At 72.9% G+C, this 21,060-nt stretch carries 19 protein-coding genes; 8 read left to right on the forward strand and 11 right to left on the reverse strand.

The features are described from left to right. Positions 1-57 precede the first annotated feature (57 nt). Positions 58-768, forward strand: coding sequence for a FadR/GntR family transcriptional regulator (locus ACH35V_RS22810; protein WP_395974978.1), 711 nt, complete (start codon positions 58-60; stop codon positions 766-768). Positions 769-819: 51 nt separating this feature from the next. On the opposite strand, the gene ACH35V_RS22815 is transcribed toward ACH35V_RS22810, so the two are convergent. From ACH35V_RS22815 to ACH35V_RS22850, 8 genes are all read right to left on the reverse strand, one after another. Further along, positions 820-1,344: a hypothetical protein gene (locus ACH35V_RS22815; protein WP_395974979.1), complete on the reverse strand. Its 525-nt coding sequence runs from the start codon at positions 1,342-1,344 to the stop codon at positions 820-822. Positions 1,345-1,459: 115 nt separating this feature from the next. Next, on the reverse strand, positions 1,460-3,766 hold the full coding sequence (locus ACH35V_RS22820; protein WP_395974980.1) for a transketolase-like TK C-terminal-containing protein: 2,307 nt from the start codon (positions 3,764-3,766) through the stop codon (positions 1,460-1,462). A gap of 16 nt (positions 3,767-3,782) precedes the next feature. Further along, on the reverse strand, positions 3,783-5,240 hold the full coding sequence (locus ACH35V_RS22825) for an aldehyde dehydrogenase family protein (protein WP_395974981.1): 1,458 nt from the start codon (positions 5,238-5,240) through the stop codon (positions 3,783-3,785). After that, the gene (locus tag ACH35V_RS22830) at positions 5,233-6,333 is read right to left on the reverse strand and encodes an ABC transporter ATP-binding protein (RefSeq protein WP_395974982.1); all 1,101 of its coding nucleotides are present in this window, start codon (positions 6,331-6,333) and stop codon (positions 5,233-5,235) included. Before ACH35V_RS22830 ends, ACH35V_RS22825 begins: the two co-directional genes overlap by 8 nt. Before the next feature lie 3 nt (positions 6,334-6,336). Beyond that, positions 6,337-7,224, reverse strand: coding sequence for a carbohydrate ABC transporter permease (locus ACH35V_RS22835; protein ID WP_395974983.1), 888 nt, complete (start codon positions 7,222-7,224; stop codon positions 6,337-6,339). Then, positions 7,221-8,132 (reverse strand): carbohydrate ABC transporter permease, encoded by a 912-nt coding sequence (locus ACH35V_RS22840; RefSeq protein ID WP_395974984.1) that lies wholly within the window; start codon positions 8,130-8,132, stop codon positions 7,221-7,223. The genes ACH35V_RS22835 and ACH35V_RS22840 overlap by 4 nt, the downstream gene beginning before the upstream one ends. A gap of 2 nt (positions 8,133-8,134) precedes the next feature. After that, positions 8,135-9,484, reverse strand: a complete 1,350-nt coding sequence (locus tag ACH35V_RS22845; protein WP_395974985.1) for an ABC transporter substrate-binding protein — start codon at positions 9,482-9,484, stop codon at positions 8,135-8,137. Between the two features lie 35 nt (positions 9,485-9,519). Then, the gene (locus ACH35V_RS22850; protein WP_395974986.1) at positions 9,520-11,079 is read right to left on the reverse strand and encodes an amidohydrolase family protein; all 1,560 of its coding nucleotides are present in this window, start codon (positions 11,077-11,079) and stop codon (positions 9,520-9,522) included. 104 nt (positions 11,080-11,183) lie between these two features. Here ACH35V_RS22850 and ACH35V_RS22855 point away from each other — a divergent pair, with 104 nt between their 5' ends. From ACH35V_RS22855 to ACH35V_RS22885, 7 genes are all read left to right on the forward strand, one after another. After that, entirely contained in the window at positions 11,184-11,930 is a 747-nt protein-coding gene (locus ACH35V_RS22855; RefSeq protein WP_395974987.1) for an IclR family transcriptional regulator, read from the forward strand. Further along, positions 11,927-13,042: an alanine racemase gene (locus ACH35V_RS22860; protein WP_395974988.1), complete on the forward strand. Its 1,116-nt coding sequence runs from the start codon at positions 11,927-11,929 to the stop codon at positions 13,040-13,042. Before ACH35V_RS22855 ends, ACH35V_RS22860 begins: the two co-directional genes overlap by 4 nt. A gap of 25 nt (positions 13,043-13,067) precedes the next feature. Continuing rightward, on the forward strand, positions 13,068-14,006 hold the full coding sequence (locus tag ACH35V_RS22865) for a succinylglutamate desuccinylase/aspartoacylase family protein (protein ID WP_395974989.1): 939 nt from the start codon (positions 13,068-13,070) through the stop codon (positions 14,004-14,006). After that, complete coding sequence (locus tag ACH35V_RS22870; protein ID WP_395974990.1) at positions 13,996-14,715, forward strand: MBL fold metallo-hydrolase; 720 nt, start codon at positions 13,996-13,998, stop codon at positions 14,713-14,715. The genes ACH35V_RS22865 and ACH35V_RS22870 overlap by 11 nt, the downstream gene beginning before the upstream one ends. Before the next feature lie 15 nt (positions 14,716-14,730). Beyond that, positions 14,731-15,480: an SDR family NAD(P)-dependent oxidoreductase gene (locus ACH35V_RS22875; protein ID WP_395974991.1), complete on the forward strand. Its 750-nt coding sequence runs from the start codon at positions 14,731-14,733 to the stop codon at positions 15,478-15,480. Between the two features lie 7 nt (positions 15,481-15,487). Further along, positions 15,488-16,522 carry a threonine aldolase family protein gene (locus ACH35V_RS22880; protein ID WP_395974992.1) on the forward strand — a complete coding sequence of 345 codons (1,035 nt, stop codon included), beginning with the start codon at positions 15,488-15,490 and terminating at the stop codon, positions 16,520-16,522. A gap of 161 nt (positions 16,523-16,683) precedes the next feature. After that, the gene (locus ACH35V_RS22885) at positions 16,684-18,039 is read left to right on the forward strand and encodes a peptide ligase PGM1-related protein (protein ID WP_395974993.1); all 1,356 of its coding nucleotides are present in this window, start codon (positions 16,684-16,686) and stop codon (positions 18,037-18,039) included. 9 nt (positions 18,040-18,048) lie between these two features. On the opposite strand, the gene ACH35V_RS22890 is transcribed toward ACH35V_RS22885, so the two are convergent. Genes ACH35V_RS22890 through ACH35V_RS22900 form a run of 3 tightly spaced genes read right to left on the reverse strand, consistent with a single transcriptional unit; the run spans position 18,049 to position 21,058 of the window. Beyond that, on the reverse strand, positions 18,049-19,269 hold the full coding sequence (locus ACH35V_RS22890) for a dipeptidase (protein ID WP_395974994.1): 1,221 nt from the start codon (positions 19,267-19,269) through the stop codon (positions 18,049-18,051). Further along, a complete protein-coding gene (locus ACH35V_RS22895) occupies positions 19,266-20,291 on the reverse strand; it encodes a ketopantoate reductase family protein (RefSeq protein WP_395974995.1) in 1,026 nt (341 codons plus the stop codon). Before ACH35V_RS22895 ends, ACH35V_RS22890 begins: the two co-directional genes overlap by 4 nt. Beyond that, positions 20,288-21,058, reverse strand: coding sequence for an SDR family NAD(P)-dependent oxidoreductase (locus ACH35V_RS22900; RefSeq protein ID WP_395974996.1), 771 nt, complete (start codon positions 21,056-21,058; stop codon positions 20,288-20,290). The genes ACH35V_RS22895 and ACH35V_RS22900 overlap by 4 nt, the downstream gene beginning before the upstream one ends. Positions 21,059-21,060: the final 2 nt, after the last annotated feature.

The raw sequence follows: 21,060 nt of genomic DNA on the forward strand, positions 1-21,060 counted from the left end.
GAGGTGTCAAGGCCGCGCTCTGCTATTGTGCATGCTGAATTAGCCGAGGGAGGACGGATGCTCTCTGCGACGCCGGCGAACACCCGGCAGGCCGCCGAGCGGGCCGCGGACCGCATCGCCGGCCTGGCCGGGTCCGCCGAGCCGGGCACGCGCCTCGGGACCAAGAGCGAGCTGCGCGCCCTGTGCGGGGTGTCGGTCAGCACGTTCAACGAGGCGCTGCGCCTGCTCCAGGCGCGCGGGCTGGTGTCCGTCCGCCCCGGTCCGGGCGGCGGCCTCTTCGCCGCCGAGCAGTCGCCGATGGTGCGGCTCGGCAACACCATGCTCGCGCTGGACGCCGAGCCCACCTCCGTCGCCGAGGCCATCCGCATCCGCGACGCCCTCGACCCCCTGCTGATCGAGGACGCCCTCTGGCACGCCTCCCCCGCCGACATCGCGGAGATGCGCACGATCCTGGACGAGATGGGCCGCGCCGCCGAGGCCGAGGACGCCACCGCCTTCGCCCGCGCCAACTGGCGCCTGCACGCCCGTATCGCGTCGACCAGCCCGCACGTGCTGCTCCGCGCCCTCTATGCCAGCCTGCTGGACCTCATCGAGGCGCACACCCTGGACGTGCTCCCGGACGGCGTCCGTCCCCTCCCGGAATACCTCCGCGAACGCCACCGCCTCCACACCGACCTCATCGACGCGGTCGCCCGCCACGACCACGCCGCCGCGAAACACCTGATCCACACACACAAGACGGCCGCCCATCCCGGCGCGACCGAATGATCTGGACGAATGATGGCGGCCCGGTGCGGGCCGGGCCGCCGCGGCCCGGAACTACCAGGTGTGGGCCACATCGACGACGAGCCGCGTGCCGCCGCCGTCACGCGGAAGCGTGATGACCCGGAACGGCAGGCGTGCTCGCACGCCCACGCCGATCGTCGTCTGGCTCTCGAACGAACCCGCCCCCGCTACCTGCCGGAACGTGGTGTAGCCGGAGACATTGGCCAGATTGGACGAGGTGGCCGGGAATCCCGGAGCGGTGGCCGCCTGCACGATGACCCGCAGCTTGGCGCCGCCTCGCAGCGGAACCGGCTTGCCCGAACCTTCCTGTTCCACCTGGTCGACGTACTCGACCCGGTATCCGTAGCCGGATCCGGCCACCTCGATGACGAGCCGGTCGTAGCAGGTCTGACGGCCGGTGCGGACCCGCTCCAGCGGGCCCTCCGAGTAGTCGCCCAGCGAGCCCTTCGGCAGTGATCCCCACGTGGTGGCGCACGCGGCCGAAGCCGACGTGCCCATCACTCCGATGAGAGCGACCGACATGACAAGTGTCAGCACCCCCGCGAAAAATGCGCGCATTCTGAACCTCCCGCGCAAACTGACATCAATTGCTGAAGTAGACGCCTCATTTGCGGGGGTGGTTGGCTCGCCGCCAAGTCCGCATGCGGCCGACATCCCGCCGCATGCCCGCCGTTTACGCGGAATGGAGGTCCAAGGCCGCGCGGACGATCGAGTCGGCGTCGATTCCGTGGTGGCGGTGGACGTCGTCGATCGAGCCGGACTGGCCGAAGCCGGTGACGCCCAAAGTGACGCAGGGGACGTTGTTCACCCCGGCGAGGAAGGCCAGGGTGTGCGGATGGCCGTCCAGGACGGTGACGAGCGGGGTGGCGCGCGAGCCGGGGAACGCCTGGTCCAGGATCCAGTTCGGGCCGTCGTCCTGGCCCTGGCGGGAGCGGAGGGCCTGGAAGAGCAGGCCGGGGCTGGTCACGCACACCACGTCCGTGCCGACGCCGGCCTGCTCCAGGCGGTCGGCGGCGGCGAGCGCCTCGGGGACGAGGGCGCCCATCGCCGCCACGGTGACGGCGGGACGTCCGGCGCGGCGCAGCGGGTAGGCGCCGGCGACCACCTGCCGGCGGCGGCGCTCCCGGGCCGCCGGGTCGGCCGGGACCGCGGCGAGCGTCTGGTCCACCGGACGGGTCGACAGCCGCAAGTAGGCCGAGCCGCCGCCGGGACGGCCGAGGCGGGCCATGCTCGCGAGCAGCGCCCACTCGGTGTCGAGGGCGAACGCGGGCTCGTAGGCGACGCAGCCCGGCTGCTCGATCCCGATCGACGGCGTCACGATCGACTGGTGCGCGCCGCCCTCGGGGGCCAGCGTGACCCCGGACGGCGTGCCGATCAGGATCGACTGGCCGCCCGCGTACATGCCGAACGACCACGGTTCGAGCGCGCGGCCGACGAACGGGTCGTACAGCACGCCGATCGGCAGCAGCGGGCGGTTCCAGCGGCTCCAGGTGGCGCCGAGCTCGCCGAGCAGCCCGACCAGGTTGGTCTCGGCGATGCCCAGCTCGATGTGCTGGCCCGCCGGCCCCTCCCGCCAGTGCAGGATCGTCTCGCCGTCGTCGGCGAACCAGTCGCGGCGTTCGGCGGTCGACCAGACGCCGGCCTTGTTCACCCAGCCGCCGAGGTTGGTGGTGGAGCTGACGTCGGGGCTGACGGTGACGACCCGCGCCGCCGCCTCGGGCGCCTCCCGGGTGAGGTCGAGCAGCAGCCGGCCCAGCGCGGCCTGCGTGGTCGCGGTGCCCTTCGGGGTACGGCCGATGTCGTCCGGCAGCGCGGGCGGGGGCTGCGGCGCGACCGGGGCGCGGCGCAGCCGTGCGGCGGTGTCGGCGCACAGGCGGGCGGCGGCCGAGTCCTCCTCGAAGCGGGCCCACGGGTCGGCCGGGTCGACGCCCAGCCGGGCCGCGAGCCCGGCGATCTGGTCGCCGGTGAGGAGCGAGGAGTGGTTCTGCGGGTGGCCCTCGCTGGGCAGACCGTGGCCCTTCACCGTGTAGGCGAAGATCACGGTGGGGCGGGTGTCGTCGATGGACGCGAACGCGTCGGCCAGGCTGCCGAGGTCGTGCCCGCCCAGGTTGCGCAGGGCGGCCAGGAGCGTCGCGTCGTCCAGCGCCGCGACGAGCCGGGCGACGGGCTCGCTCCCGCCGGGGAGCCGCTCGCGCAGCTCGTCCGCGTCGCAGCGCAGGAGCCGCTGGTACTCCGGGTTGGGCATCGCGTCGATGCGGGCGCGCAGGTCGGCCCCGCCCGGACCGTCGAACAGCTCGGTCAGCAGCCGTCCGTACTTCAGCGTCAGCACCTGCCAGCCCGCGGCGGCGAACATGCCCTTGAGCCGGTGCGCGGCCAGGTACGGGACGACCCGGTCGAGGGATTGCCGGTTGAGGTCGACGATCCACACGATCTCCCCCAGCTCGGCCACGCCGGGGTCGAGGATCGCCTCCCAGACCGCGCCCTCGTCCAGCTCGGCGTCGCCGACCAGCGAGTACTGCCGCCCGGCGGGACGTCCGCCGGGCGTCCGGTCGACGTACCGGCGGGCGATCGCGCCCCAGATCGGCGCGGTGGCGCCGATGCCCACCGAGCCGGTCGAGTAGTCGACCGGGTCCGGGTCCTTGGTGCGGCTCGGGTAGCTCTGCAGGCCGCCGAACTCGCGCAGGGACGTCAGGAACCGCCCGTCCAGCTCGCCGAGCAGGTAGTTGATCGCGTGCAGGACCGGCGAGGCGTGCGGCTTGACCGAGACGCGGTCGTCCGGTCCCAGCTGCCGGAACCACAGCGCCGTCATGATCGTCGCGATCGACGCCGAGGACGCCTGGTGCCCGCCCACCTTCAGCCCGGACGGGTTGGGCCGCACCCGGTTGGCGTGGTCCACGATGGCCGTCGCCAGCCACAGCACCCGCCGCTCGACCTCCGCCAGCACCCCGGCGGGCGCGGCCGTCGCCATCTGATCGTTCATCGTCGGCTCCTTCGCCTCAGCGCCAGGGCTGGGTCAGGTCGACGGAGATCGACTGGATCTCCGTCACGGCCTCGGCCATGTGGCGTCCGCCCAGCCGGCCGTGGCCGCTGTCGGTGCCAGGCGCGCCGCCGAACGGCAGGTGCAGCTCCCAGTAGTTGCTGGTGTCGTTGACGGTGACCTGCCCGGCGCGCAGCCGTCCGGCGACCGCCAGCGTACGGTCCAGGTCTCGGCCGAAGACCGCCGAGCTGAGCCCGTACCGGCCGCGGTTCGCGGCGGCGACGATCGTGTCGGTGTCGTCGCCGACGCGCAGCACGGGCGCCAGCGGCCCGAACGTCTCCTCGCTCATCACCGCGGCGTCCTCGTCCAGCCCGACCAGGACGGTGGGGTTCCAGTACAGGTCCGTGGGCCGGTCGGGCAGCGGGCCGCCGCCGAACGCGGTCCGGCCTCCTCGGGCCTGCCCGTCGGCGACATGCCTGGCCATCGTGTCGGCCACGCCGCGCGTGTGCACCGGCCCCATGGTCGTGGCGGCGTCGAAGGGCGACCCGACCACCTCGCGCTTGGCCTCCTCGACCAGGCGCTCTTCCAGCTCCGCCGCGATCGACTCGGCCGCGATGATCCGTCCGGCGGCCGAGCAGGACTGGCCCGCGTTGGCGAACGCGGCAGAGGCGATCGCCGGGGCGGCGCGGTCCAGGTCGGCGTCGGGCAGCACCACGATCGGCCCGTTGCCGCCCAGCTCCATCACCTGCGCCTTGCCTGCGGCGAGCCGGGCGATCTCGGCGCCCGCCTTCGAGCTGCCGGTGAACCCCACGCCGTTGACGGCGGGATGGGACACCAGGCGCTGCGCCGGTCCGAGGTCCGGGCCGGTGATCAGGTTGACCAGCCCCGGCGGGACGCCGGCGGCCTCGACGCAGTCGTACAGCGCGCCGGCCACCGCCGCCATGCTCGGCGCCGGACGCCACACCACCGCGTTGCCGCAGGCCAGCAGCGGCCCGAGGTACTCCACCGGGATGTTCACCGGGAAGTTGAAGGGGGTCATCACCGCCCACACGCCGCGCGGCTTGCGGGTGGTCAGCACCAGCTTGGCGCCGTCGCGGACGGGCACGGTCTCGCCGCCGAGCCGCTTGCCCTCCTCGGCGGCGAGCCGGAAGCCGTCGGCGGCCAGCCGGATCTCGGCCTCGGCCTGGCCCACCGGCTTGCCGTGTTCGAGGGCCAGGAGCCGGGCCATGCCGGGGGCCCGCTCCTCGACGACTGCGGCGATCCGGTGGCACCAGTCCGCGCGGGTGAACGCGCTCTCCTGGCGGTGCGCCTCGAACGCGTCCGCGGCGGCGGCCACCGCCGCGTCGACGTCGGCCTCCGCCGCCCGCGCGACGGCGGCGATCCGCTCCCCGGTCGCCGGGCTCACCGCGTCGTAGACCGCGCCCCCGCGGGCGGGCACGGCGCGTCCTCCGATCCGCAGCGCGACCTCGTCAGCCACTCCCGACCTCCTTGGTGATCTTCGGGGCGGGCGCCGGCGCGAGCGCGCCGCCGTCCTCGGCGTCGAACAGATGGGCCTTCCCCGGACGGACGCGCATGGCCACCGGAGTGCCCGAGTCCAGCTCGATGTCCGGGTCGGCGCGAGCGATGACGTCGCCGGACGGGAACGAGGCCACGACGATCGCCTCGACCCCGAGCCGCTCGATCAGCCGGACCTTGCCGACCGCGCCGGGCCCGTCGCCCGGCTCCAGGGTGACGTCCTCGGGACGGACGCCGAGCGTCACGCCCGCCCTGGCGGAACCCGTCCAGCCGATCGGGACCGTCCAGTCGCCGTGCGCGAACGAGCCGTCGCCGTCCAGGTCGCCCGGCACGAAGTTCATCCCCGGCGTCCCCACGAATCCGGCGACGAACCGGTTCGCGGGCCGCCGGTACAGGTCGAGCGGCGGCGCCTCCTGCTGCACCACCCCGCCGTTCATGACGACGACCTGGTCGGCCATGCTCATCGCCTCGCCCTGGTCGTGCGTGACGTAGACGAAGGTGCCGCCGAGCTCGCGCTGCAGCTCGCGCAGGCTGATCCGCATGTCGGCGCGGAGCTTGGCGTCGAGGTTGCTGAGCGGCTCGTCCAGCAGGAAGACGTTGGGCCGGCGGACGATCGCCCGCGCCAGCGCCACCCGCTGCTGCTGCCCGCCGGACAGCTGCCGCGGCTTGCGGTCCAGGAGCGCGCCGATGTCGAGCATCTCGGCGACCTCGGCGACCCGCGCGGCGATCTCGGCGGCGGGCTGCTTGCGCAGCTTGAGGGCGAACGAGATGTTCTCCCGGACGCTCCGGTTCGGGTAGAGCGCGTACGACTGGAACACCATCGCGACGTCGCGCTTGTGCGGCGGGACGTCCTGGACCTCCTTCCCGTCGAAGAGGATCCGCCCGGACGACGCCTCCTCCAGCCCGGAGATCATGTTCAGCGTGGTGGTCTTGCCGCACCCGCTGGGGCCGAGCAGCACGGTGAAGCTGCCGTCCTCGATGGTCAGGTCGATCGAGTCGACGATCAGCGTGTCACCGAACCGCTTGGTGACCTGCCGGAGTTCGATACTGGACACGCGTCACACCTTTCCGACGCCTGAGGTCAGGCCGCGTACGAGGAACCGCTGCGAGACGAGGGCGAGCAGCATGGTGGGCAGTGCGGCCAGCAGCGTGCCGGCGGCCATGATGCCGAAGGACTGCTCGCGCACGTTGTAGAGCCCGGAGATGGCCGGCTGGATGAGCATCGCGTCCGTCCGCGAGTTCAGGACCAGCGCGAACAGGAAGTCGTTCCACGACACCATGAACGAGAACAGGCCGACGCTGATGATCCCGGGACGGGCCAGCGGCAGCACGACGCGGGCGAAGACCTGCCAGCGGGTGCAGCCGTCGATCATCGCGGCCCGGTCCACCTCGACGGGGATCCCGTTGAAGTAGGCCCGCATCATCCACACCGAGAACGGGACCGTGAAGCCGAGGTGGGCGATGACGACGCCCGTCCTGGTGTCGGTGAGGTCCATCGAGTGGAGCATCACGTAGAACGGCACGACGAGGGCGAACACCGGGACGAGCTGGCTGCCGAGCATCAGGCCCGGCACCGTCCTGGAACCGGGGAACCGGAACCGGGCGAACGCGTAGCCCGCGGTGGAGGCGATCGCGATGTTGAGGACGGCGACGCAGACCGCCACCACGGCGCTGTTCTGCATGCCGGGGACGATCAGGTCGCTGGGGTTGCTCGGCGGCGCGCCGCTGAACGCCGAGTCGAAGATCTGCTGGAAGCTCCCGAAGTCCATGGCGGGGATCCACCTTGGCGGGGTGCGCAGCGAGTCGGCCCGGGACGTCAGCGCCACCAGCAGCAGGAAGTAGAAGGGCAGCAGCACCCAGAGCAGCAGCGCCAGGACGATCCCGGTGCGCAGCGCGCGCACCCCGATCCGTTTCGCCAGGCGCGCGCGGTTCGCGGCGGCGGTCACGCGGTCCTCCCTTCGCGCTTGCGGCGGGGGCCTCTGATGCCGAGCGCGGTCAGCGCGGCGAGCAGCACCATCGCCAGGGTCATCAGGTAGAAGATCGCCGCGCCCTTGCCGAGGTCGAGGTCGCGGAACGCGGTGGTATAGCCCCACCAGGACAGCAGCGTCGTCTCGGTGCCCGGGCCGCCGCCGGTGAGGATGTAGATCAGCGCGAACGCCAGGAACGCGTTGATCAGGGCGAGCACGGACACCACCAGCACGGTGTCGCGGATCCAGGGCAGCGTGACGAAGAAGAACCGGCGGACCGGGCCGGCCCCGTCGATCCGCGCCGCCTTGTGCAGGTCCTCCGGGACGGTCTGGAGCGCGCCGAGGATGAGCAGCGTCGCGAACGGCACCAGGCTCCAGACGAACGCCACCGCCATCACCGTCAGCGCGACCTGCCCGGAGGCGAACCAGGCGACGTACTTGTCGATCAGCCCGGCCTGCTTCAGCGCCCCGTTCAGCGGCCCGAAGGTGGAGTTGAAGATCCAGCCGAAGGTGAGCGCCAGCGTGATCTGGGACAGCGACCACGGCAGGATCAGCACGCCCCGCACCAGCGACCGGCCCCGGAAGTCCTGGTTCAGGGCGAGGGCGAACACCGTGCCGAGCAGCAGCGTGCCCGCGACGACGGCCGCGGCGAACAGGACGGTCCGGGTCAGCGACGGCAGGAACACCGGGTCGCTCAGGACGGCGGTGTAGTTGTCGAAGCCGACCCAGCGGGCCGGGGCGCGGCTGCCGAGGGTCTGCTCGTGCAGGCTGACCCAGAACGAGTACACCAGCGGGTAGGCGAGCAGGACCAGCGTGACGATGAGGGCGGGCAGGGCCATGGCGATGCCGAACCTGGCCTCGCCGCGCCCGTAGCGAGTCGTGGCCACGGCTACTTCTGCGCGCCCGCGAAGTCGCTCAGCTCCTTGAGCCCCTCGTCGGAGGACTTCTTGCCGAGGACGACCTCTTGCAGGACGGCGCACGCCCGGTCGGCGAACTTGGGGTACCAGGCCCTGGTGGTGACCGGCCCGAGGGCCACGGTCTTGGCGAGCTGGCCGGTCAGGGCGTCCACGTCGGCCCACTTCGCCCACGACTTGAGGACGGCCGGGTCGGAGTCGACGCTCTTGTAGCCGCTGGAGAGCCCGAGCTCGGTCGCGACGAGGTTCTTCGGCACGTGGTAGGTGCCGTCCTTGCCGGCGCCGCCGAGGTAGTCGATGAGCGTTCCGGCGTTCTTATTGCCCTCGGTTTCGTAGGAAAGCATCCAGTATGCGCCGAAACTATGCGTTTGATGTGTTTTGCCGGGCATGGCGATATTCTTCACGGCCTTGGCCGCGGAGCTCTGCTTCGGGTCCTTCCAGCCGACGACCTGCGCCTGGTACCGCATCGAGAAGCTGCTCTTCCCGCCGCCGAAGATGTTGGTCACGCCGCCGTAGTCGGTGGTGAACAGGTCCTTCGGGACCAGGCCCTCGGAGTAGAGCGTCCGCCAGCGCTCCAGGGTGGCGCGCGCGGCGGCGTTGCCGACGAGGACCGGCTTGCCGGACGGGTCGAACAGCGAGCCGCCGCCCTCCGACGCCACCTCCGCCGCGAACTGGTGCCACATCAGGAACGCGTACTTGATCCAGTACGGCGAGTACGGCGTCTGGCTGACGCCCTTCGCCTTCAGCTCCCGCGCCTGCTCCAGGAACTCCTCCCAGGTCGCGGGCGCGGACGCGTCGATCTTCTTCAGGTGGTCGGTGTTGACCACGAAGAGCTCGGCGCCCTGGAAGTAGGGCAGCGCGTAGATCTCGCCGTCGGGGCCCTTGAGCGCTTCGGCCACACCGGGGTTCATGTTCGCGACCAGCTTGTCCAGGCCGGGCAGGTCCTTGAGGGAGCGCACCCACTGGTTCTTCGACCACGACTCCAGGTAGCCCTCGTCCGCGAAGAGCACGTCGTAGGACGCGTTGCCGCCCGCGAGCTGCTGGTTGGTCACGGTGAGGTAGTCCTGCGCGACGTACGACGTGCCGAGCTTGAGCGGCGCGTAGTTGCTGTTGAAGTGGTCCACGTACGGCTTGAACAGCGGGCCGACCGCGGCGTCGTGGTGCATCTGGAGGTCGTTGGGGTCGCCTCCGTCGTCGCCGGACCCGCAGCCGGTCAGCAGTCCCGAGCCGCCGAGTCCGGCGACGACGCCGAGCGCCACGCCGCCGCGGAGGAAGGAACGCCTGGTCACGCGCGAGGTGACCGGGGATGCGTTGCTGGTTGCCATGGATTGCTCCGTTCCAATCGGATGCGTAGGAATGCTCATGCCGCCCGCAGGACCTTCCCTGCGCGCCGACCGGTGGGGCGGAAGTTCTCGATGGCGGTCTCGCCGTTCACGAAGACCCAGCGCATGAGGCCGGGGTAGGCGTGCCGGGCCTCCGGTCCCCCGTCGTTCTCGTAGGCCGCCGCGCGGGCCGGGTCGGCGACGGCGATGTCGGCGTAGGAGCCGGATCGGAACGTTCCACGATCGTCCAGGCGCAGCCGCCGGGCGGGGACGGTGACCAGGTGCCGGATCGCCCGGTCGAGCGGCGCCCGGCCGAGCAGCGCGGGCACCAGCACCTCGGCCGCGCTCGCCAGGTTGCGCGGGTGCTCGTGCCGCGCCTGCTCGGCCGTCATCAGCCAGCCGTCGCTGCCGTGCATGGCGGCCGGATGCGCCGACACCCGGGCGAGATCGTCGCGCGACGCGGCCGGGACGATCATGGTGAGGCGCTCCCCCTCGGCCAGGATCAGCTCCAGCAGCACGTCCACGGCGTCCCGGCCGAGCGCGGCCGCGTACTCCGGCAGCGCCCGCCCGGACGCCTCGGGCCGCGCCCCCGACCGGCCGAAGATGATCTCGTCCGGACGGAACTGCGCCGCGCCGTCCAGATGGCGGAGCAGCCGCAGCCGCTCGGCGCCCTCCCCGGCCCGTGCGCGCAGCAGTTCCCAGCCGCCGTCCAGGGAGCCGGGCGGGAGCAGGCTGGAGACGCCGGTGCTGCCCGAGGTGTAGGGGTAGTAGTCGACGGCGACGTCGATCGCGCCGCGCTCGTTGGCCTCGTCGACCATCGCGAGGGTCTCCTCGGTGCGCCCCCAGTTGGCCTTGCCGAGCGCCTTGTGGTGGGAGATCTGCAGGTCGACGCCGGCGTCCTCGGCGGTGGAGATCGCCTCGGCCACGGACGCGACCAGGCCGTCCCGCTCGTCCCGCAGGTGGGTGGCGTAGAACCGGCCAGACCCGCGCAGCGGCGCGATGACCCGGCGCAGCTCGTCGGCGGCCGCGAACCGCCCCGGGGTGTAGACGAGGCCGCTGGAGACGCCGAACGCGCCCTGGTCCAGCCCGCCGGCGACGAGCCGCCGCATCTCGGCCACGGCCTCGTCCGACGGCGGGCGCGGGTCGGAGCCCGCGACGTGCTCCCGGACGGCGCCGAGCCCGACGAGCGGGGCGACGTTCACGCCGGTGCCGAGCGACTCCAGATGCGCCGCGTAGGACGCGAGGTCGGCGAAGCCGCGGTCGAGCCGGGAGCTGAAGAAGGAGCCGAACCCGATGCTCGTGGGCGGCAGCGGGAACGGGGAGAAGCCGCAGTTCCCGGTGACGTCGGTGGTCACGCCCTGGTGCAGGCGCGACGGCGCGGCCGGGTCGTGCTGGAGCGTGAAGTCGCTGTGGGTGTGCATGTCCACGAACCCCGGCAGGACCACCAGGCCGGTGGCGTCGAACACCGCCGCGCCGGCCGGCGGCTCGATCCGCGCCGCCAGCGCCGTCACCCGCTCACCCTCGATGAGCAGGTCGAGCACCGCGTCGGTCCCGGTGCCGGGGTCGACGACGCGGCCGCCACGGATGATCTTCAGCACTATCTCTGCGTTCCATTCTACGGTTTGGAGTTCCACTCAATGGGATGTTGTGGCAACCTAATCTCGCTGCCGCTCCCCGGTCAAGGCATTCTTTGGAGGCGTTCGTGGTCCAGGTGGTCGATCGCGTCGGTGCGCTGCTCGCCGCGTTCAGTCAGGAGGAACCCGTCCTCGGCCTCGCCGAATGCGCCGAGCGGGCGGGGCTCAGCAAGAGCTCGGCGCACCGGCTGCTGACCGGGCTCGCCGAGATCGGGCTGGTGGAGCGCGACCGGGCGGGCAACTGGCAGATCGGGGAGCTGCCGCTGCGGCTGGCCGCGATCCGGCTCTCGCACCGCACCATGCGGCGGGAGGCCGTGGCGGCGCTGGTCGAGCTGGGCAGGCGCTTCGACGCAGCCACCGCGTTCTCCGTCCCGAACGGCGACGAGATGGTCTACGTGGAGCGCACCGACAGCAGCCTCCCGTTCGCGCCCAGCGCCCGGCTCGGCAGCACCGCGCCGATCTGGGAGGGCGCGGCCGGACGCGCCGTCCTGGCCCGGCTGGAACCCGGCCGCCGGCGGGACCTCTGCGCCGGGCCCGGCTGGTCGGCGCTGCCCGAGGACGTGCGCGCCCGGATCACCGGCGACGTCGAGGAGTCCGTCACCCGCGGCTACTCGGTGGACCGCGGCCAGTTCTTCGACGGGATCGCCGGGGTCGCGTCGGCGCTCGGCCCGCAGGGCGCACCGGCCGCCGCGCTCAGCCTGATCGTGTCGATCGAGCGGATGTCGCCCGACCTGGAGCGCGAGATGGGCCGCGCGGTGTCCGAGCTGGCGCGGGAGATCAACGGCAGGACCGCCCTGCCCGGAGCGGGCACGTGACGGGCGAGCACGTGGCGAGCGGGGACGGCTGGGCGGCCGTGTGCGCGGACGGCGGGCCGCCGACCCCGTTCCTCGCCGTGCACCATCCCCGGCTCCTCGCCAACGTCCGCGGCATGGCCGCCCGCGTGACGGCGCAGGGCGGGCACTCCACGCCCCATCAGAAGACCCACAAGTCTCTCGAGATCGCGCGTGCGCAGGTCGCGGCGGGCGCGACCCGGGCGACCGTCGCGACCGCGGCCGAGGCGGAGCTGGCCTTCGACGCGGGGTTCGAGACCGTCCTCGTCGCCTACCCGCCCGTCCCCGGCGGGCGCGCCGCCGCGCTGGCCGCGCTGACCGAACGCGGCGGGGTCGCCGTCACCTGCTCGCGTCCCGAGCACGTCGGCGCGCTCGCGGCGACCGGCGCGGAGTTCGACGTCTACTGGGAGATCGACTCCGGGACGGGACGGCTCGGCACCGCGCCAGGCCGTCCCACCGCCGACGCGGTCGCGGCCGCCCCGTTCGGCGGGCGCGTCCGGCTCCGCGGCCTGATGACCTTCGCCGGGCACGCCTACGCCGCCACCGACGCCGCCGGGCTGGCCGCAGTCCGCGACCAGCAGGACGACGCGCTGGTGAGCACGCGGGCGGCGCTGGCCGAGCGGGGGGTCGAGGCCCCCGTGCTCAGCGCGGGCGTCACCCCGCTGGCCCGCCTGGAGTCCGGCCGCGCGGACGAGTACCGGTACGGCAACTACGTCTTCTACGACGCCACCCAGGTCGCGCTCGGCGGCCCGGACGCGGCCGAGTGCGCGCTCGCGGTGATCAGCACGGTGGTGGACGTCCCCGCGCCGGACCGGCTCGTCCTGGACGCGGGCTCCAAGAGCCTGCCCGCCGAGCGGATGACCACCCTGACCCCGGGCTTCGGCCTGGTCGACGGGCATCCGGGCGTCGTCGTCGAGAAGCTGTACGAGGAGCACGGGCTCGCCGGATCAGCGGAGCCGCACGGCCTGGCGCCGGGCGACCGCGTCGCCGTGATCCCCAACCACGCCTGCACTGCGGTGAACCTGTTCGGCCGGTACTCGGTGCACGACGGGACGGCCTTCGTCGACACCTGGCCGATCCGGGCACGCCGGCACTGAGCCGACACTGAGAAGGGAACACGCGATGACAGCGGTGAAGGAACGGCTCGCGGCCGGACCGGACCTGGACCTCGACACCGTCCGGTTCGGCTCCGGCGGCGGGCCCGCCGTGACGATCCTCGGCGGCGTGCACGGCGACGAGCCGGAGGGCGTCCTCGCCGCGTACCGGGTCGCGGACGAGCTCGCGTCGGCGCACGTCCGCGGCACGGTGACCGTGCTGCCCCGGGCGAACCCGCCCGCCCTCGCGGCGGGCACCCGGCACGGCGACGGCGGCGTGAACCTCGCCCGGGTCTTCCCCGGCGACCCCGGCGGCGACCTCAGCGCGCGGATCGCCCACGCGATAGCCCGCGAGCTGATCGAACCCTGTGACCTGCTCATCGACCTGCACTCCGCCGGGCGCCGCTACCGGATGCCGCCGATGTGCGGGTTCGGCGCGGCCGGGACGCTCGGCGGCCGTCCGCTGCTGGACGCGGCCCGCACGACGCCGTTCCCGTACCTGTGGGCGCACGGGTCGGTCGCGCCGGGCCGATCCGTCAGCCACGCCGACGCGCTCGGGAAGCCGTGGGCCTACTTCGAGAGCGGCGGGGGCGGCGCGCTGCGCGAAGCCGACCTCGATCTTTACGTGCGGGGCGTCCTGCGCCTGCTGGAGGTGGCGGGCGCCGTCGAGCCCGTGTCGTTCGCCGGGCCGCCGCCCGGACGCCAGACGGTCGTGACCGGCGGGGACGGCGACACCGACACCGGCGTCCTGGTCACTGTGGCGGGGTCGTTCGCCTCGTCCGTCTCGGCCGGGGACGCGGTGAGCTCCGGGCAGCGGATCGGCGCCGTGTACGACGACGGCGGGCGGCGGGCCGAGGTCGTGCGGGCCTCGTCGTCCGGGATCGTCATGATGCTGCGGCACGAGCTGCGCGTGGCGCCGGGCGACGTGGCCGCGATCGTCGCCGGGGCGGACCGCCGTGCGGCTTGACGCGAACGTCGACCTGGTCGGCGGCGGACGGCTCGGCGCTGGGCTCAGCAACGCCTACGACAGCAACGTCTACCTGCTCCGGGGCGCGGACGGAGCCTGGCTCGCCGACACCGGGAGCGGCCTCGACCAGCCGGTCCTGCTCGCCCGCGTCCGCGAGGCGCTCGGCGGTCTCCCGCTACGCGGCGCCGTGCTCACGCACGCGCACGCCGACCACGCGGGCGGCGCCGCCGGGCTCGCCGCGCCGGGCACCATGATCGTCGCCGGGGCGCGCACGGCCGAGCTCGTCCGCGCGGCCGACCCGGGCCCGCTGGGCCTGGACGCCGCGCTGCGCGCCGGGATCTACCCGCCCGGTTACCGGTTCGCGCCCTGCCCCGGCGTGCTGACGCCGGACGAGGCGGACCTGGGCCCGATCCAGGCACTCCCCACACCGGGGCACAGCGCCGACCACACCGCCTACCTGTTCACCGCCGGCGGCACGACCTACGCCTGCACGGGCGACCTGCTCTTCAGCCGGGGACGGATCGTCCTGCCGGGCGCCGAGGACGCCGACGTCCAGGAGCTGCGGCGGTCGCTGGAACGGCTCCGCGACGCGCGGCCCGACGTCCTGCTCCCCGGCCACGGCACGCCGGTGATGGCGGACGCGTCCTGGCACATCGAGCAGGCCCTCGCCGCCTTCGACCTGGGCCGGCTGCCCGCCTCCTTCACCTGAGCAGAGGAACGTTCCATGAGCAGAAGCGTGATCGTCACCGGCGGTGGTGGCGGCATCGGATCCGCCATCACCCGCCGTCTCGCCGCCCCGGGCCGGACCGTCGTCGTCTTCGAGGCCGGGCCCGGCGCCGTCGAACGCGCCCGCACAGACCTCGCGGAGATCGCCGAGGTGATGGAGGTCGACGCGGGCGACCCGGCCGCGATCGGCGCGGCCGTCGCCGCGGTCGCCGCCGCGCACGGGCCGCCGGAGATCCTGGTGAACTGCGCGGCCGTGACCGGCGCCCCCGCGAAGGCGCCGCTGCTCGACACGTCCGACGAACTGCTGGCGCGCATCCTCGCGGTCAACACCGCCGGGCCGTTCGCCTGCGCCCGCGAGGCCGCGCGGCACATGGTCGCGGCGGGCGGCGGCGTCATCGTCAACATCGGGTCGATCGCCGCGCACCGGGGCCAGCTCGACGCCGCCGCCTACACCGTGAGCAAGTCCGCGCTGACCGGGCTGACCCGTGCGCTCGCCATGGAGCTCGGGCCGTCGGGCGTGCGGGTCGTCCAGGTCGACCCGGGCGACATCAGCACGCCCGTCAGCGACCGGCTCGTCGAGCTGGTGGAGACCGACCAGGCGCGCTCGGGCGTCTCGGGCCTGCCGCCGCTCGGCCGCCGGGGGCGGCCGGAGGAGATCGCCGAGGTGGTGGCGTTCCTCTGCTCGCCCGGGGCCTCGTTCGTCTCCGGCGCCCAGATCGTCGTCGACGGCGGATACCTCGCCGGATAGGGAACCCATGATCGACCTTCGCTCCGACGTCAAGACGCTGCCCACCGAGGGCATGCTGCGCGCGATGACCACCGCCCCGCTCGGCGACGAGCAGGAGCGCGAGGACCCCACCGTCCTCGCCCTGGAGGACGACCTCGCCGAGTTGCTCGGCCAGGAGGCGGCGGTGTTCGTCCCGTCCGCGACGATGGCCAACCAGATCGCGATGCTGTGCCAGGTGGAGCGCGGCCAGGAGATCGTCGGGGAGCGGCACAGCCACATGTTCCGCTACGAGGCGGGCGGCCCCGCCTTCCTCGCCGGCGCCGTCGTCACCGGCCTGCCGGGGACGGCCGGGGTGTTCACCGGGGGCCAGGTCCGCGAGATCGCCCAGCTCGGGGACTCCGAGCACCGGCCCCGGACCGTGCTCGCCCTCGTGGAGGACACCCACAACGTCTCCGGCGGACGGGTCTGGCCGCTCCCCGCCCTGGACGACCTCTACGACACCTGCGACGAGCTGGGACTCGCCGTCCACATCGACGGGGCGCGCCTCTTCAACGCCGCCGTGGCGCTGGACGTCCCGCCCGCCCGGATCACCGCGCGGGCGCGGACCGTCGCGGTCTGCTTCTCCAAGGGCCTCGGCTGCCCGGCTGGCGCGGCCCTCGTCGGCCGCGCCGACGTGCTGGCCCCCGCCCGGCGGATCCGCCAGATGCTCGGGGGCTCGCTCCGCCAGGCCGGCGTCCTGGCCGGGGCCGCGCGCTACGCGCTCCGGCACCACGTCGCCCGGCTGGCCGACGACCACGCCAACGCGCGCGCCCTGGCCGCCCTGCTCGCCGAGGGCGGCCTGCCGGTCGACCCCGCCGCGACCGACACCAACTTCGTCTTCCTCGACGTGGAGCCGCTCGGCCTCGCGCGCGACGCCGCCCGGGACCGCCTGCGCGCGGGCGGCGTCCTGTGGTCCAACTCGCACCACCCCACCCTCCTGCGCGCCGTCACCCACCTCGGCCACTCCAAGTCCGACGTCCACACCGCCGCGACCCGGACCATCCGCTCCCTGACCACCGGCTGAGCGCCGCCGGGAGAATCCTTGGCCTGATCTTGGGACTGGACGGCGGCCGGTCGGAAAGTACCTCATTCGACCGGATTGGGGTGACGGCGATGTCAGACGCGCCGGAAAACGGGGGTTCCTTGCTGGACATCGCGGTCTATTCGATGCACTACAGCCCGGGGGTGGTTCGCGAACTCCCGTATGTCGAATATTTCGTCGAGCGCGGGCTGACCCATGTGGCGGGATTGCGGGATTCGCGGAAACGTCTCGTCCTTTTGACGTCGCGTCCGGTCGTCCCGGAAGTGCTGTCGTATCACCTGCGTGAGGCGTGCGGGATGAACGGCGCGGAGGCGGCCGCCGCACGCAGCCGGTTGACGATGATGACGGCGGGTTCGCCGGAGAACGCGTCGCTGGCCGAGTCGCTGTGCCGGGACGTGAAGGCGATGGAGCGGCTGCGGCGCGAGGTGGAGAGCGCGGAGCAGGCACGGCTGCATGTCTTCGCGGCGGATCCGTTCGGTGAGGAATTGGGGCGGCGGCTCGGCATTCCGTTGTCGGAGCCCTCTGCGGACCTCGCGCGCTACTGGGGCAGCAAGGCGGGAGGCAAGGAGGCGTTCCGGCTCGCCGGCGTCCCGACGGCGCCGGGCGAGTCGTCGCTCTGCTGGTCCGAGGAGGAGGTCGCCGAGGCGGCGCTGAAACTGGTTCGCGGGCCCGGCGCGCCGGTGCGCGTCATGGTCAAGCTGAACGGGCCCGAGTGGGGGGACGCGGTCGGCAACCTGGTCGTCGACGCCGCCGAGCTGGCGCGGACCGGCGACATCGGCCTGTCGATCGACACGATCCTGCAACCGTGGCCCGACTTCAGGTCGGAGATCCCCGCTCAGGGGGCGGTGGTGGAGGAGTTCCTGGACGACGCCGAATGCTCGCCCAGCGGCCAGGGGATCATCACGCCGGACGGTGCGGTCAGGGTCGTGTCCAGCCATCAGCAGATCGTCCGGTCCGGTCAGTACGTCGGCTGCGAGTTCCCGGCTCCGGAGAGGTTCGTGGATCAGATCCGCGAGGGTGTGGAGAAAACGGGGCAGGTCCTGGCCGAGCGAGGGATGCGCGGCTCGTTCGGCATCGATTTCATCGGACGGCGCGACGGGTCCCTCTTCGCGGTGGAGATCAACGCGCGGAAGGTCGCGCCGTCGCACGTCCTCGATGCCGTCGAGGCGGCGGCGCGGTCGCGGCTGGGCGCGGACGGGCGGACGCCGGACGGGCCGGTGCGGTACGTCCACCGCCGGCTGTACTCCGACGAGATGACGAGCCTCTCCCCCGGGACGGCCGTCGACGTCCTGCGCCAGGCCGGTCTCCTCTACGACCGCTCGCGGGGAACGGGCGTCCTGCTGCACATCCTCGGCGCGCTGCGGGAGCACGGCTACGTCGAGGCGACCGCCGTGCATCGGACCTGCGCGCACGCCACCGCGCTGCTGGCGGACGCCGAGTCGCGACTCCTGACCACGGCCGCCCCCGGGAAGAAGGCGTTCAACCGGCTCGCGCCTTGAAGCGGCCGGTCAGTGCCAGATGGTCTCCAGGACGCGCATGACGTTGCCGCCCGTGACCTTGAGGATGTCCTCGTCGCTCCAGCCCTCCCGGACGAGCCATCCGACGATGTTGTGGAAGCACTCGCTCGGGTTCTCCAGGCCGGCGACGTGGTCGACCGTGGGGTGGTCCGGCGTCCCGGTCGCCTGGTGGACGCCGAAGTTCGCGGCGAAGACGCGGTGCGAGCCGACGTGGTCGCCGTACATGGTGTCCGGGCCGAACGCGACGTGGTCGATCCCCATGAGCTCGACGCAGTACATGAAGTGGTCCATGACCGAGTCGAGGGTGTGGACGGGGTGGTCCGGCGAGATGGTGGTGTGCGGGGCCGCCTCCAGGCCGAGCACGCCGCCCGACTCGGCGCAGGCGCGCAGGACGTCGTCGGGCTTGAGCCGCGGGATCGGCCACAGCGCGCGGGCCCCGGCGTGGGTGATCAGCACCGGCTGCTCGGACGCCTCGATGGTGTCGAGCGACGTCCGGTCGCCCGAGTGCGAGACGTCGATGGCGATGCCGAGCTTGTTCATCCGCTCCACGGCCCGCTTGCCGAAGACGGTGAGCCCGCCGTCGCCCGCCTCCTTGAGGCCGCTGCCGAGGGAGTTGGACTCGGAGTACGCGATCCCCATCTGGCGGATGCCGAAGCCGTAGAGGATGTCGAGCCGGTCGACCTCGTTCTCGATGGGCGTCGAGCATTCCAGGCCCATGACCATCGCGAGGCCGCCGCGCCGGTGCGCCTCCTCGATGTCGGAGAGGCGGTGCGCGACGCGGATGTAGTCCTGGTGGGCGATGTCGGACAGCCGCATGCCGAGGTCGTACAGGACGTCGTCCCATTTCCAGCCGGACTTGCTGGTCACGCAGCAGGTGCCGCCGAGGAGGTTGTCGAAGACGGCGGTGAGGCCGGAGCGCGAGAGCCCCTCGTACGCGGTGTGCTGGCGCCCGGTGCGGATGTAGTCGAATGCCTGGCCGAGGTCCTGGGCGTGCCGCGTCGGGTGGTCGTGCAGGCTGATGACGATGTTGTCGTTGATCAGCGCCTGCCGCCGCTCGTCCTGCTCGGGCGTGAGACCGAGGTCGTAGGCGGGGAGACGGTCCAGCTCGGGCGCGAGGTCGAAGGTCTCGTAGTCGGCGCCCTCGTCCAGGTAGGAGAAGGAGCGGTATCCCTCGTGGCGGGGCGCGCGGTACGGGAGTCCGGCGGCGGTCATGCGGAGGTCCTCTTCATCAGTGACGCGAGATGGTCCAGGCAGGCGGTGCCGCGCTCGACGGTCCCCTGTTCGGCGCCGTGGACGAGGTCCAGCAGGCCGGCCAGCAGCGGCACGTCGCGGCCCTGTTCGCGGGCCAGGGCGACGACCGGGCCGACGATCTGGTCGACCTCGGTCTGGCGGCGGTGGACGGCGAGGTCGCGCCAGACTCCGGTCCGGCCGATGCCGTGGGCGTGCCAGTAGTCCTGCTGCGCCTTCCAGGCGGCGTCCGCGCGGGCGGCGTCGCGGGGGACGGCGGTGAAGACGGCCGGGTCGAAGCCGTCGAGCGCGACGCAACGGACGCCGTCCGCCGCCGCGACTCCGGCCACTTCGGCGACCAGGGCCTCGAACATGGGGCGGTACTCCGTCCAGCCGAAGATGACCGGGACGTCCTCGTCGACGAGCGCCGTCGCGATGTAGGCCGCTCCTATGGCGGCCTTGCTCCACAGGGCGCCCGCGATGTTGCCGGTCGCCTCCGCCTGATGGAAGTCCTGGGTGAACGTGTCGGCGAGTTCCTGCGTCCGTGCGGATGGACGGCCGTCCATCTCGCCCACGAGCAGGGTGCCGGGGCCCATGTAGTGGATCACGCCGGGGGACGCGTAGTAGCCGCCGAAGGTGAGCAGCGAGCCGACGACCCGGTCCGGCCCCACCAGGGCGCCGATCTTGGCCTCTTCCAGCCCGTTCTGCAGCGAGACGACGTACCCGTCACCGGTCAGGAGCGGGGCGACCGGCTCCAGGGCGGCCTCGGTGTGCCGGGCCTTCACCGCGAGCAGGACGGTGCTCAGCGGCTCGTCCAGCTCGGAGGTGTGGAGGGCGCGGACGGCGACGCCGCGCTCGACGTGGCCGGTCAACGTCAGCCCGTCCTGCTTGATCGCCTCGACATGTTCTTCGTTCGCGTCGACCACCGTGACGTCGTGCCCCGCCGGGACGAGGTGCGCCGCGACGATCCCGCCGATGGCGCCGGCTCCGACGATGTGGACCTTCATCGCATCTCCGAGGTCTCGGGCATCTGGGTGCGGCCTGCGTGGGAGCCGCCGCTGATGTCGATGACGGCGCCGGTCGTCCAGGCGGACGCGTCGGAGAGCAGGAACGCGGCCGCGTGGGCGATGTCGTCCGGTGCGCCGGTCCGTCCCAGGGGGGTGAGGTCGAGCTGGAGGGCGAAGTACGGGTGCAGGCCCTCGTCGCCCTTGTGCTGCACCTCGTCCAGGACGAGTCCGGGCTGGATGGCGTTGGCGCGGATCCCGTGCGGCCCGCCCTCGATCGCGGTGACGGCGGTCAGCGAGTTCACGGCGGCCTTGGAGCCGCTATAGTGGCTGCCGCCGGTGCGCGGCGAGGTCGCCGCGCAGGAGCTGATGTTGACGATCGAACCGGCGGCGCCCCGCTCGATCCAGCGCAGCAGCATCGCGCGGGTGGTGAGCATGCTGCCGCGCGCGTTGACCGCGAAGACGCGGTCCCACTCCTCGACCGTCATCTTCGTGAGCGGCAGGTTCGGGTAGTAGCCGTGCGAGTTCACCAGGCCGTCGAACCGGCCGAGGGCGTCTTCGAGCCGCGTCACCGCCTCCTCGACACTGTCCGCGTCGGAGACGTCGCAGGACGTGTAGCGGAAGTCGTCGCCCTCCGGGATCGAGGTGGTCTCGCCGAGGTCGGCGCCGCCGACCCGGGCGCCCGAGTCGAGCAGCAGCCGGACGATCGCGCGTCCGATCCGGCCGTTGCAGCCGGTGACCAGGACGGTCCGGCCTCCCAGGTCCGTCATGC

The organism is Actinomadura sp. 1N219 (genome assembly GCF_044326405.1).
In the GTDB taxonomy this organism is placed as follows: Bacteria; Actinomycetota; Actinomycetes; order Streptosporangiales; family Streptosporangiaceae; genus Spirillospora.

What these genes read in the sequence shown, in the direction of transcription:
- ACH35V_RS22810 (WP_395974978.1), top strand. Translation starts at nt 58, where the DNA reads ATGCTCTCTGCGACGCCGGCGAACACCCGGCAGGCCGCCGAGCGGGCC.
- ACH35V_RS22815 (WP_395974979.1), bottom strand. Translation starts at nt 1,344, where the DNA reads ATGCGCGCATTTTTCGCGGGGGTGCTGACACTTGTCATGTCGGTCGCT.
- ACH35V_RS22820 (WP_395974980.1), bottom strand. Translation starts at nt 3,766, where the DNA reads ATGAACGATCAGATGGCGACGGCCGCGCCCGCCGGGGTGCTGGCGGAG.
- ACH35V_RS22845 (WP_395974985.1), bottom strand. Translation starts at nt 9,484, where the DNA reads ATGGCAACCAGCAACGCATCCCCGGTCACCTCGCGCGTGACCAGGCGT.
- ACH35V_RS22865 (WP_395974989.1), top strand. Translation starts at nt 13,068, where the DNA reads ATGACAGCGGTGAAGGAACGGCTCGCGGCCGGACCGGACCTGGACCTC.
- ACH35V_RS22875 (WP_395974991.1), top strand. Translation starts at nt 14,731, where the DNA reads ATGAGCAGAAGCGTGATCGTCACCGGCGGTGGTGGCGGCATCGGATCC.
- ACH35V_RS22880 (WP_395974992.1), top strand. Translation starts at nt 15,488, where the DNA reads ATGATCGACCTTCGCTCCGACGTCAAGACGCTGCCCACCGAGGGCATG.
- ACH35V_RS22890 (WP_395974994.1), bottom strand. Translation starts at nt 19,269, where the DNA reads ATGACCGCCGCCGGACTCCCGTACCGCGCGCCCCGCCACGAGGGATAC.
- ACH35V_RS22895 (WP_395974995.1), bottom strand. Translation starts at nt 20,291, where the DNA reads ATGAAGGTCCACATCGTCGGAGCCGGCGCCATCGGCGGGATCGTCGCG.
- ACH35V_RS22900 (WP_395974996.1), bottom strand. Translation starts at nt 21,058, where the DNA reads ATGACGGACCTGGGAGGCCGGACCGTCCTGGTCACCGGCTGCAACGGC.